The 12188-nt window shown below is 65.3% G+C and carries 12 protein-coding genes; 11 read left to right on the top strand and 1 reads right to left on the bottom strand.

The annotated features are described in order from the left end of the window. The first annotated feature begins 20 nt into the window (after positions 1–20). The 8 genes from AU197_RS09095 (at position 21) to AU197_RS09060 (ending at position 8207) form a co-directional block, all read left to right on the top strand. A complete protein-coding gene (locus tag AU197_RS09095) occupies positions 21–545 on the top strand; it encodes a hypothetical protein (RefSeq protein WP_064402219.1) in 525 nt (174 codons plus the stop codon). Beyond that, positions 542–1006, top strand: coding sequence for a hypothetical protein (locus AU197_RS09090; protein WP_064402218.1), 465 nt, complete (start codon positions 542–544; stop codon positions 1004–1006). The genes AU197_RS09095 and AU197_RS09090 overlap by 4 nt, the downstream gene beginning before the upstream one ends. Next, positions 1003–2304, top strand: coding sequence for a cytochrome P450 (locus AU197_RS09085; protein WP_231744876.1), 1302 nt, complete (start codon positions 1003–1005; stop codon positions 2302–2304). The genes AU197_RS09090 and AU197_RS09085 overlap by 4 nt, the downstream gene beginning before the upstream one ends. Positions 2305–2317: 13 nt before the next feature. Further along, the gene (locus tag AU197_RS09080) at positions 2318–3073 is read left to right on the top strand and encodes an SDR family NAD(P)-dependent oxidoreductase (protein WP_064402217.1); all 756 of its coding nucleotides are present in this window, start codon (positions 2318–2320) and stop codon (positions 3071–3073) included. Then, positions 3070–3699: a carboxymuconolactone decarboxylase family protein gene (locus AU197_RS09075; protein WP_064402216.1), complete on the top strand. Its 630-nt coding sequence runs from the start codon at positions 3070–3072 to the stop codon at positions 3697–3699. Before AU197_RS09080 ends, AU197_RS09075 begins: the two co-directional genes overlap by 4 nt. A gap of 195 nt (positions 3700–3894) precedes the next feature. Beyond that, a complete protein-coding gene (locus AU197_RS09070) occupies positions 3895–6165 on the top strand; it encodes a catalase (protein WP_064402215.1) in 2271 nt (756 codons plus the stop codon). 129 nt (positions 6166–6294) lie between these two features. Further along, positions 6295–7053, top strand: coding sequence for a response regulator (locus tag AU197_RS09065; RefSeq protein WP_064402268.1), 759 nt, complete (start codon positions 6295–6297; stop codon positions 7051–7053). Continuing rightward, positions 7050–8207: a sensor histidine kinase gene (locus tag AU197_RS09060; protein ID WP_231744875.1), complete on the top strand. Its 1158-nt coding sequence runs from the start codon at positions 7050–7052 to the stop codon at positions 8205–8207. The genes AU197_RS09065 and AU197_RS09060 overlap by 4 nt, the downstream gene beginning before the upstream one ends. Positions 8208–8265: 58 nt before the next feature. On the opposite strand, the gene AU197_RS09055 is transcribed toward AU197_RS09060, so the two are convergent. Next, complete coding sequence (locus tag AU197_RS09055; protein ID WP_502687869.1) at positions 8266–8997, bottom strand: DUF305 domain-containing protein; 732 nt, start codon at positions 8995–8997, stop codon at positions 8266–8268. A 300-nt stretch (positions 8998–9297) separates the two neighbouring features. Between AU197_RS09055 and lpqS the strand changes: the two genes are divergently transcribed. The 3 genes from lpqS to AU197_RS09040 all read left to right on the top strand — a co-directional run bounded on the left by lpqS (position 9298) and on the right by AU197_RS09040 (position 12179). Beyond that, on the top strand, positions 9298–9699 hold the full coding sequence (lpqS, locus tag AU197_RS09050) for a putative copper homeostasis (lipo)protein LpqS (protein WP_120271020.1): 402 nt from the start codon (positions 9298–9300) through the stop codon (positions 9697–9699). 111 nt (positions 9700–9810) lie between these two features. Next, on the top strand, positions 9811–10920 hold the full coding sequence (locus AU197_RS09045; RefSeq protein ID WP_064402212.1) for a PLP-dependent cysteine synthase family protein: 1110 nt from the start codon (positions 9811–9813) through the stop codon (positions 10918–10920). Then, entirely contained in the window at positions 10917–12179 is a 1263-nt protein-coding gene (locus AU197_RS09040; RefSeq protein ID WP_064402211.1) for an MDR family MFS transporter, read from the top strand. The genes AU197_RS09045 and AU197_RS09040 overlap by 4 nt, the downstream gene beginning before the upstream one ends. Positions 12180–12188 lie beyond the last annotated feature (9 nt).

The following is a 12188-nucleotide window of genomic DNA, read 5'->3' as shown; positions in this document are numbered from 1 at the left end:
TCAAATCGAAAGAAGACACATTGACTCTCGAGGAGCGCATCGCGCACCACATCCGAATGGCCGAGGCATACCGTGATGCCTACTTGCGTCAAGGTGTGAAGGACGGCGAAGCCTTCGCTGACACTTGGAAATTCGCTCCTGACGGGGTTTACGCCTCGCCGTACTTCACCGGCGATGAGGTGTTCAAGCTCAGCGAGTTTCCCGCGGACACCGCGAAGGCCTCCACGATGGAGGCCAAGGCGTATTCGCTGAGCTTTCCCGACTGGAAGCCTGCCGATTTCGTCTACTGGCCGGCCGACCACGGCTTCGTGATGAAGACCCGCTGGGAGGGTCACACGACCGGCAACGTCAAGATGGGCTTCTACTCGTACAGCTTCGTCGAGACCGACGAGCACGGGCAGATCACCCGGTGGGAAACCCACGTCAACGACGAATACAACGCCTTCCTGGACGTTGCCATCGGCGTCCACGGTCCGTTCCACGGCACTGGCGAGTACCTGGACGCTCTCGAGCGTCGCCTGGCGGAAGCCGGGGTGACGGTATGACGACCATCGACGACCTCCTCACCACGACAACCGGTCGGTCGCGTGCTGTGCTGGAGTACAGCCAGATCACCAAGCGATTGGTCGACAGCGCAAAACAACCCGGGTTCACCGTCGAGAGCTGGGCGCCGCTCGCCGAGCTCATCGCCGTCGACGAATTCGTGCGAATCGGCCCGTTCAAGGAGGTGATGAACTGGGCCGAATACGCGGAATTCCTCACGAACTGGGCGAAGTCGGCGGACTGGGACTGTTCGTTCCAACGGATAACCGAGACACCGGATCTGGTGTTCCTCGAACTGGAGGAGCGCAGCCACATCGGTGACTTCGAAAGTGTGGTCAACACCGTCTCGGTGTACGAGTTCAACGCCGACGACAAAGTCCGCCGGATAGCGGTGTATCTGCAGATGGAATTGCCCAACACGGGCACCGTGCCGAGCTTCGACGGCGCCGGAGGCACCGAGTGACCCAGCCGGAGACCGCAGCCAGCGCAGTTGGTCTGGACAACGTCGACTTCTTCACCGACAACGATCTACTGCACGACCCCTATGACCATCTCGCCGCTCTGCGCGAGGAGTGCCCACTGCGCCGCGAGCCTCATCACGACGTGGTGATGGTGACGGGGTACGACGAGGGTGTCGCCATCTACAACGACACGGCGCGGTTCTCGTCATGCATCTCGGTCACCGGTCCGTTCCCCGGGTTCCCTGTGCCGCTGCAAGGGGACCTGACAGCGGAGCAGGTCTCCGAACTGATCGCCCGGCACCGCGACGAGGTACCGTTCAGCGACCAGCTGCCGACCTTCGATCCGCCGGTGCACACCGCGCACCGGGCGCTGCTGTCGCGGATGCTCACCCCGAAGCGGCTCAAAGAGAACGAAGACTTCATGTGGCGGCTCGCCGACCGCCAATTCGACGTCGCGCTCACCGGCGGGCGCTGCGAGTTCATCGGTGATTTCGCGTCACCATTCGCGATGCTCGTCATCGCCGACCTGCTCGGTGTGCCGGAGTCCGACCACGACGAGTTTCGTGCTGCGCTGCTGACCGAAGCGGGAACGATCGGCAGCAGCGAAGGCGACCAGATGCATCACTCGCCGCTGGAGTACCTCTACGGCAAGTTCAGTGAGTACATCCAGGACCGGCGGGATGAGCCACGCGACGATGTGCTGAACGGGATTGCCGCGGCGACGTTTCCGGACGGCAGCGTCCCGGAGGTGATCGACGCGGTCCGCGTCGCGGCCAACTTGTTCGCCGCAGGCCAGGAGACGACGGTTCGCCTGTTGAGCGCCGCGGTGATGTTGATCGCGGAAGACCGTGAGCTGCAGGCGAAGCTGCGCGCGAACAGGGATCTGATACCGGGTTTCATCGAAGAGACGCTGCGCTACGAGAGCCCCGTCCGCGGCGACTTCCGGCTGTCGAAATGCCCCGTCACCGTGGGAGGGGTCGACCTGCCCGCAGGAACGACGGTCATGCTGCTCAATGCCGCCATGAATCGCGACCCGCGCAGGTTCCCCGAACCCGACACCCTCGACATCGAGCGAGCCAACGCGCGCAGCCACGTCGCATTCGGACGCGGGCCACACGCATGCCCCGGTGCGCCGTTGGCTCGTGCCGAAGGCCGCATCAGCCTCGAGCGACTCTTCGACCGCACCACCGACATCCGGATCGACGAAGGCAAGCACGGCCCCGTCGACAACCGCCGCTACTCCTATCTGCCGACCTTCATCCTGCGCGGGCTGACCCGCCTGCACATCGAATTCTCCTAAGGGCGCTACCAATATGCCGTTCGAAGACACCACCGCCATCGTCACCGGCGGTGCCGCCGGCCTCGGCCTGGCCATCACCGAGGCGCTTGCCGCGCGCGGCGTGAAGGTCGCGATATTCGACATCACCACCGATGAAATCGAGACCCAGGTCGACCGCCTGCGCCGCGACGGCGCGAAGGTTGCCGGTTATGCCGTCGACGTATCGAACCGTGCCGCAGTGGAGTCCGCAGTGGCCCAGGTCCGAGCCGACCTCGGCCCGGTGTTGATGCTGATCAACAACGCCGGCATCGAGCAGTTCGGCAAATTCGCCGAGATCACCGACGAGCAATGGGACCGGGTGATGGCGGTGAACCTGCGCGGACCGTTCATCTGCACCCAGGTGGTGCTGCCCGACATGCTCGACGCACAGTGGGGCCGCATCGTCAACATCTCGTCGTCGAGTGCACAGGGCGGACAGTCCCGGATGGCGGCGTACGTCAGTTCCAAGGCCGGGGTGATCGGATTCACCAAGAGTCTCGCGTTGGAGCTGGGGCCGAAAGGCATCACCGTCAACACCATTCCGCCCGGCATGGTGGTCACTCCGATGTTGGAAAAGGCGATCGAGGAAGGGCGGTTCACCGCGTCACTGGAGCATTTCGCCAAGATCACCCCGGTCCGCCGCGCGGGTCGGCCCGAGGACATCGCCAACGCCGCGATCTTCCTGTGTCAAGACGAATCCGATTACATCACCGGCCAAGTCATTCCCGTCAACGGAGGACGCCGGACATGACGGGCACCCAGAGCACACCGCCGCTGCTGGCACCGCTGACGGCCGACGAATGGGGCGACGACGAGTACGCCGCGTTCGGTGCACTAATGGGCCTTCCGGGGGAGAAGGTTCCCCGGGCGGGTTCCGGCCATGCCGCCGATCCCCTCAAGTTCGACATCATCGGCCTGCTTGCACGCCACCCCAAGATGGCCCGGCGATTCCTGACCTTCAACGGTTGGCTGCTGCAGCGCGGCGAATTGCCGTTGCGCCTGCGCGAATTGGCGGTGCTACGGGTGGCGCTCACCCGGCGGTCCGCCTTCTTCTGGGGGGAGCACTTCAAGGTCGCGACGGATGGCGGCGTACCGCAGGAAGACATCGCGCGCCTGGCGAAGGGTAACGAGGGTTTCGCCGGTGCCGACCGGTTGGTACTCGACGCCACCGACGAACTGATCAGTCAGGGCCGCGCCGAGGAAGCTACGTGGCAACGCCTCACCGACGAACTCGGCACGCACCAGGCGATGGAACTCATCTTCGTCGTCGGCACCTACGCGATGCTGGCGATGGCGTTCGACACCTGGCGTCTTGCCCCACCCGCCGGCAGCGCGCCGCTACCAGAGCCGCTCGCGACCCGCACCCGTCAGCTCTAGCCGCAGCGACGCGCGGGGGTCGGCGCCTGTCGGGCAACGGCTTTGACCCAGAGCCGATCCTCGGCGGCGCCGCGATCCGCACCGGCTTCCCTCGCGAACGTTTAACTTGCTCAGGAATGGAAACCCGCCGCCGCGAGCAGGCCTGCCGTCTATGACGGTTATCGGCACCGAGACAGTCGCGATAGGGAGAAATCGATGGCGGACGACCGCGCACCCAAAGAAGCCGTCAAGGGCATCGTCGAAGAGGCCAAGGGCAAGGCCAAGGAGGCGGCCGGAACGCTACTCGGCAACGAAGAGCTCAAGCGTGAGGGCCAGGCCGACCAGCACAACCCGTCCTACATCCCGGGCGCACCCGGTCCGGAGGCACCATCGATCGACGAGCCGACCGCCCCGCGCGAACCCCTGCCGCCGAAACCCGATCAGACTGCACCGAAACTGCGCACGGCGACGGGGGCTTCCGCCGAGGGGCCGATGACCGCCCGCGGACAGCAGGGTGCGTACCTCACCACCGCGCAAGGCACGCGGCTCTACGACACCGACCACTCCCTGAAGGCCGGCGAGCGCGGGCCGACTCTGCTGCAGGACCACCACCTTCGCGAGAAGATCACGCACTTCGACCACGAACGGATCCCCGAGCGGGTGGTGCACGCCCGCGGCGCCGGCGCGCACGGTGTGTTCCGCGCCAACGGTGCCGCCGAGAAGATCTGTAAGGCGGACTTTCTGAAGTCCGGCGCGGAGACCGAGGTCTTCGTCCGCTTCTCCACCGTGCTGGGCAACCGCGGCTCGGCCGACACGGTGCGTGACACCCGCGGCTTCGCCACCAAGTTCTACACCCACGAAGGCACCTTCGACCTCGTCGGTAACAACATCCCGGTGTTCTTCATCCAGGACGGCATCAAGTTCCCCGACGTCGTCCATGCCGCCAAACCGCATCCGGATCGCGAGATCCCGCAGGCGCAGAGCGCACACGACACCTTCTGGGACTTCGTCTCGCTGCACACCGAAGCGCAGGCGCACACCATGTGGAACATGTCCGATCGCGGAATTCCGCGGTCGTACCGAATGATGGAGGGGTTCGGCGTCCACACGTTCCGGTTGATCGGGCCCGACGAATCCACGTCACTGGTGAAGTTCCACTGGAAGCCCCGGCTCGGTGTGCACTCCCAGGTGTGGGAAGAAGCGCAGATCACCGGTGGGGTGGATCCGGACTTCCATCGACGCGACCTCGCGGACGCGATCGAGAAGGGCGTCTATCCCGAGTGGGACCTCGGGGTACAGGTGTTCCCGGACACCCCGGAGCAGATGTTCGAGGGCATCGACCTGCTCGACCCGACGAAGATCGTGCCCGAGGAATTGGCGCCCGTGCAGGTCATCGGAACACTTCAGCTCAACCGCAACGTGACGAACTTCTTCGCCGAAACCGAGCAGGTCGCGTTCCACCCCGGCCACCTGGTGCCCGGGATCGACATCACCGACGACCCGCTGCTGCAGGCGCGGCTGTTTTCCTATCTCGACACTCAGATCACCAGGCTGGCGGGCCCGAACTTCAGCCACATCCCGATCAACCGGCCGCATGCTCCGGTCAACGACATGTTCCGCGACGGATTCCACCAGTCCGGTGTGCATCCGGGCGTGGCGCCGTACAAGCCGAACTCCCTCGACGGTGGTTGCCCGTTCCTCGCGGGGGCGGACACCGGCGCGTTCATCGAGGTGCCCACCGTCGTTCCCGAATCGACGAAACGCCGCGACGCACCGGCCACCTACGACGACCACTTCAGCCAGGTGACCATGTTCTACCGCAGCCTGAGCGCGGCCGAACAGGAACACGTCGCCGAGGCGTACACCTTCGAACTCGGCAAGTGCTACGAGCAGGCGGTCAAGGAGCGCCAGCTGGTGGCACTGGCGAACATCGACGCCGACCTGTGCGCGAAGGTGGCCGAGGGGTTGGGTCTCGAGGCGCCGGCTCCCACCGTCGCCCCCGTCGATCCCGTGGTGCTCAGCCCCGCGGTGTCACAAGTCGGTGAGGAATGGCCCGTCGAGGGCCGCCAGATCGGCATCCTCACGGGCCCGGACTCCGACCTCGCCGGCGTGGCGGCCGCCGTCACCGCGATCGCGAACGCGAAGAACGTGCCGTTCGTCGTCGCCGCGCACGGCGGCACGCTCGAGCACGACGGCGGCACCATACCGGTATCGCGCACCTATGCGACCGCCCGTTCGGTGGAGTTCGACGCGATCCTCATCGCGGGATCGCCGACCGACGCCAAAGCGAAAACGATTGTCGACGAGACGTTCCGGCACCACAAGGCGATCGCGATGCTGCCCGAAGGAACTGAGCTTGCTGGCACCGCAGCGGTTCCGACCGACGGGCCGGGGCTGTTCTCCGGCTCCGATCCGGCGAGTTTGGCCCAGTCGCTGCTCAACGCGCTCGGCCAGCACCGGGTGTGGGACCGGGTGGTCGTCGCCTGACGGTTCTGCCCGGGCGGCGACACCGCCATCTCCGGCTGCGGTCTGGTAGCGGCAGGTTGGCTTGATGATGGTTGTGTGAAGATTTCGGCAACAGCCCAGAAGCGGGCGGTTGAGCGGCACGATGAGGTGATGGATACCGCCGCGCAATCGTCTGCCTGCAGTGCGGACTACAGTTACCGCGCCTTGGTGGTCGACGATGAAGCGCCGCTGGCGGAAGTGGTGGCGAGCTATCTCGAGCGGGAGCATTTCGACGTCACGGTGCGGCACACGGGGGGTGAAGCGCTCGACGTTGCACGTGAGGTCGATCCGGATGTGGTGGTGTTAGATCTCAACCTGCCCGGGATCGACGGGGTCGAGGTCTGTCGGCAGCTGCGGACGTTCTCCGACGCCTATGTCGTGATGTTGACCGCCCGCGATACCGAGGTCGACACGATCGTCGGCCTCTCGGTCGGCGCCGACGACTACGTGACCAAGCCGTTCAGTCCACGGGAGTTGGTCGCGCGGATCCGGGCCATGCTGCGTCGACCTCGCACAGTCGGTGGACCGGACCCGGCAACGGAATCGATGAGCGCCGATGTGCCGGCACCGCGGGTGTTTGGTCTATTGTCGATCGATGTCGCCGGTAGGCAGGTGTATCTCGGTGACAAGTTGATTGCGTTGACGCGCACCGAGTTCGACATTCTGGCCGCGTTGTCGTCACGCCCCGGTGTGGTGTGGAGCCGCCGGCAGCTGATCGAAGCGGTTTGGGGGGAAACGTGGGTCGGCAACCGCCACCTCGTCGATGTCCACGTCGGACATCTTCGGCGCAAACTCGGTGACGACCCTGCCGAGCCCAACTTCGTGTTCACCGTTCGCGGGGTGGGGTACCGGATGGGGACCGGGCGGTGAGTGCGCCGACGGGTACCGGGATGCTCCGCCGGTTGCTGTTGGCGCAGGGACTGGTGTTGCTCGCCGTCGGCGTCACGACCTGGGTCGTGGCGTCGCTGGTCGGTCCGCCGTTGTTTCGTGAGCACCTCCATCAGGCGGGTGTGCCACATAACTCCGGTGAGCAGTTCCACGCCGAACAGGCCTACCGCCACGCCACGGCCATTTCGGTGGGGACCGCGATCGTCGTGGCGGCCTTGACCGCTCTCGCGGTCACCGTCTACCTGAGCCGGCGCGTACAGCGCTCGGTCGCCGAGATATCCGCTGCGGCAGCGACCGTCGCCGAGGGCCGCTACGACATCCGGGTGACACCACCGCAACTGGGGGATGAATTCGACGGGCTGGCAGCTTCTTTCAACCAGATGGCGCAACGGCTTCAGGCGGTCGAATCGACCCGCCGCCGGTTGTTCGGCGATCTGGCCCACGAAATCCGTACCCCGGTGGCGGTGCTCGAGGCTTATCTGGAGGCCGTCGAGGACGGCGTGAGAACCCTCGACACACAGACCGTCGCGATGCTGCGTGAGCAGACCGGGCGACTGGTGCGATTCTCGGCGGATGCCGCCGCGCTCGCGCAAGCCGAGGAGGCTCACACGACCATCGCACCCGAATGGGTCGACCCCGGCCAGCTGATCGGCACGGTGCAGGCCGCATTCGCCGATCGCTACACCGAAGATGGTGTGGCGCTGGAGGTTCGGCTCGACGACGCGCCCCAACTGTGGGGTGACCGACAGCGCCTGACCCAGGTGATCGGGAATCTGCTCGACAACGCTCTCCGGCACACTCCACCGGGCGGCCACGTCACCCTCGCTGTCGGAACTGTCGGCACCGATGTGGTGTTCACCGTTTCCGACGACGGCGAGGGCGTTGCCGCCGAACATCTGCCGCACCTCTTCGAGCGCTTCTACCGGGCAGACACCGCCCGAGACCGTGACCGGGGCGGTGCGGGGATCGGGCTGGCAATCGCCAAGGCGCTGACCGAGGCCCATGGCGGCCACATCAGCGCGACCAGTCGCGGCCCCGGAGAAGGGACCACCTTCATCGTGACGATGCCCCTACGTCCAACGACCGGCGCGTACGCCTTCGACAAGCATCAGGCCGCGCCGACGGTGACTTCGTGACCCGACGCGCAGCACGCCGTCGAATGATCAACAGCGTCAGCCGTGGCGGTGCGGACCACTACAGGGACTTGAGTATCTCGTTCATCGTGTCGATCTCCCTCTGCTGGCTGCTCACTATTGACTTGGCCAGCGCGACGGCCTCGGGATACTGACCGTTGTCGATCTCGTTCTGCGCCATGGTGATCGCGCCCTGGTGGTGCTGAATCATCTGGGTAAGGAAGAGCTTGCTGGCCTCGACGCCTTGAGCGTTCTGCAGGGCCTGCATATCGGCCGGCGACATCATCCCCTCCATGCCCGACATGTTTCCCATCCCCGGCATCCCCGGCATCATCGACCCGCTCGGTGCGGGTGATGCCGGGGGAGAGACGGTTTCGGTTCCAGAACCATGCATTCCGCCATGACCGGGGGGCATGTTGCCACCAGTGCCTTCGGGCCCGGGCATCCCGCCCGGTCCGGGCATACCCCACTGGTCGAGCCAACCCTGCATCTGTTCGATCTCGGGGCCCTGCGCATCCTTGATCTGCCTCGCCATGTCGGCCACTCGTGAGTCGATGCCCTGCTTCTCCAAGATCATGTCGCTCATCTCGACCGCCTGTTGGTGATGCGGAATCATGTGGTGGGCGAACATCACGTCGGCATGATTGTGGCTTTCAGCCGGCGCTGCACTCACGCTTTGAGTGGGAGCACGAGATGTCGTCTCCTGGTTGGTACCAGAGTCACTACACGCTGCGACCACCGACGCTGCGGCCAGCACCGCCGCTGCGACCGCAGTGGGCCTGTTCACCTTCACCACACATCCTCCACGTCCATCACGAACCGATTCGCTGTAAGTCTTCTCGAAGGGCTGTAGGACTGCTGTAGTCGTTTTCTCAAGATTTGATGAAGAAGCCCGGCCCTCAACAGCGGACGGACCAGATTCTGACGCCCAGTTCCCGGCGGTCGCGGATCCTCTGCACACGCTCTGATCAGGGCTTCAAGCATGCGCGGAAGCACTGATGTCGCGACCCGATAACGAGATGGCGTCAAGTCCTTGGGCGAGTAAGGCGATCGCCATGCCGCTGCTACCCTCGGCAACATTGTGAGATACCAGATGGCCGTCCCGGCGTCGCGGATCCGCGCGGCGCTCGCGCTGGGCGTGGCGCTATGGCTCGTCGCCGTCGCCGCCCAATGGGCGCTGCCAGTCGACGAGGTCACCCCGGCGCACGGGCCACATGCACTTTCGTCGGCCCTCGTCGGTGATCACCCGATAGTCCTTGATCATCAGCACATCGGTGATGCGTCGCCCACCGTGCCCCCGGATACGCTCGCCGAGGCGGTTCTTCCGCGCGCGTCCACCTCACTGGTGCTGTTGGGGCTGATCGCTGCGCTCGCGGTCGTCGCGGCGTGCTGGCATCAACCGGCGCTGGCCGCCATCCGAGGCCCGCCAAAATCACGACCGTCCGTTCTGTCCGGCCGGGTGCTGCTCACCCGGCTCTGCATCGCGCGACGCTGATCCGGCGGCGTCAGACCACGCCGCCTGGTTGCGGCACGGTCGGTGACCGTCGCCCCTTTTCAGCTGCCGCGTATTGATTTCCGCGGCTCGACGCAGAAGCGATGCATGTAGATGAATCACGTTCTGTCCCTTCATAATCTGAAACCGCCAACCCCTGGTCAGAGATGCCTGGGCCGCTATGACCGGCCGGGCACGATGGTCGGCCACACCCCGGTGTTGCGCATTGCAGAACCCTTTGCGCCGGCTCATCGAGGCTTCTGGGCCAAGCTCGAGGGCTTCAGTCCTGGTGGCATGAAGGACCGCCCGGCCATGTACATGGTGGAGCGGGCGCGGGCCAGCGGTACGCTCCGCCCAGGTGGCCGAATAGTCGAATCGACCAGCGGTACTTTGGGTTTGGGCCTGGCACTGGCCGGCACCGTCTATCGGCATCCGGTCACCCTGGTGACAGATCCCGGCATGGAGCCGATCATCCAGCGAATGCTGCGGGCGTATGGCGCCGATGTCGACCTGGTGACCGAGCCGCATCCCGACGGCGGCTGGCAGCAGGCGCGTCGTGACCGGGTGCTGCAGGTGCTGGCCGCCGACGAGAGCGCGTGGTATCCGGATCAGTACAACAACCCCGACAACGTCGACGCGTACCGCGGGCTGGCCTTGGAATTGCACGCTCAACTCGGCACGGTCGACGTGCTGGTCTGCTCGGTCGGTACCGGCGGTCACTCTGCCGGCGTGGCGCGGGTGTTGCGGGAATTCAACCCCGACATGCACTTGATCGGGGTCGACACGGTGGGTTCCACCATCTTCGGCCAACCGGCCTCGACACGACTGATGCGCGGCCTGGGGTCGAGCATCTATCCGGGAAACGTCGACTACGGGGCCTTCAACGAGGTCCATTGGGTCGCCCCTGCCGAAGCCGTGTGGGCGTGCCGCACGATGGCAGCCACCCATTACGCCAGTGGCGGTTGGAGTGTCGGAGCGGTGGCTCTGGTCGCCGGCTGGGCGGCGCGCACCTATCCAGCTGATATGACGATCGCGGCGATCTTCCCCGATGGGCCACAGCGCTACTTCGACACCATCTACAACGACGATTTCTGCCGCGAGCACGGTCTTCTGGACGAAACACCTTCCGCCGAACCGGAGGTCATCAACGATCCAAGACAACGGGTGGTGTCCTCGTGGACACGGTGCGCAACGATCGTGGACCCGGTAGGGGCAATGCGATGAGGGGTCTCGTCGCCGAGTTCCGCAGTTTCGGATGGCCGAGCCGACTGCTGATGATCAACCAGTTCGGCATCAATCTCGGCTTCTACATGCTGATGCCGTATCTGGCCGGCTACCTCGCCGGGCCGCTAGGGCTGGCCGCCTGGGCCGTCGGCCTGGTCCTGGGGGTGCGCAACTTCTCCCAGCAGGGCATGTTCATCGTCGGCGGAACGTTGGCCGACCGTATCGGATACAAGCCGCTGATCGTCGCCGGTTGCCTACTGCGCACCGTCGGCTTCGGCATGCTGATCATCGCCGACTCGTTACCCACCGTCCTGATCGCCTCCGCGGCAACAGGTTTCGCCGGGGCATTGTTCAATCCGGCAGTGCGCGCATACCTCGCCGCCGATGCCGGCGCCCGTCGTGTCGAGGCTTTCGCCCTGTTCAACGTCTTCTACCAGGGCGGCATCCTCGCCGGTCCGCTGGTCGGCCTGGCGCTGATGGTCCTCGACTTTCGTATTGCAGCCGCTGCGGCGGCCGCGATATTCGCGGCTTTGACAATCGCGCAACTCTTCGCGCTCCCGCAGAACAACCCCACCCAGCCCCGGGAAGAGTCCTCGATACTGGACGACTGGCGAACCGTCGTGGCCAACCGGTCCTTCCTGTTGTTCGCGGCGGCAATGATCGGCTCGTATGTGCTCTCCTTCCAGGTCTATCTGGCGCTACCGCTACAGGCAAAGGCCCTGATGCCGAATTCGGAAGCGTTCGTGGTCGCGGGTGTCTTCGTCATCTCCGGACTGGTCGCGGTCGCCGGCCAGCTGAAGATCACACGGTGGTTCGCCGAGCGGTGGGGGCCCGGGCACTCGCTGGTTATCGGCTTGCTGATTCTCGCGTCATCGTTCATCCCGATGGCCGTGCTGCCCGACGGTAGCCGTGCCGGCGAGATCGCTGCGGTGGTTGCACTTCTCGTCGGTGCCGCAGTGCTGGCAATCGGATCGGCCGCTGTGTTCCCTTTCGAAATGGACACGGTGGTATCGCTGGCCGGCGGCCGGTTGGTCGGAACGCACTACGGGTTCTACAACACCATCGTCGGAATCGGGATTCTCCTGGGCAATCTCGCCACGGGAACGCTCATGCAGAAGACCGCCGAAGCCGGAGCGCCAGAGCTGACGTGGCTCGTGTTGAGCGCCATCGGGGTGGCGGCGGCCTTCGCGCTCTACCGGCTGGACCGCACCGGCAGACTTCAGCCTCAGGCGGTCCGTACTTCGATCACACGGCCGTAAGGCACTGCG

It is taken from the genome of Mycobacterium sp. IS-1590, assembly GCF_001500025.1.
Lineage (GTDB): Bacteria > Actinomycetota > Actinomycetes > Mycobacteriales > Mycobacteriaceae > Mycobacterium.
The sequence above is the reverse complement of the archived record's forward strand: the minus strand, read 5'-3'. Positions and strand labels throughout refer to the sequence as shown.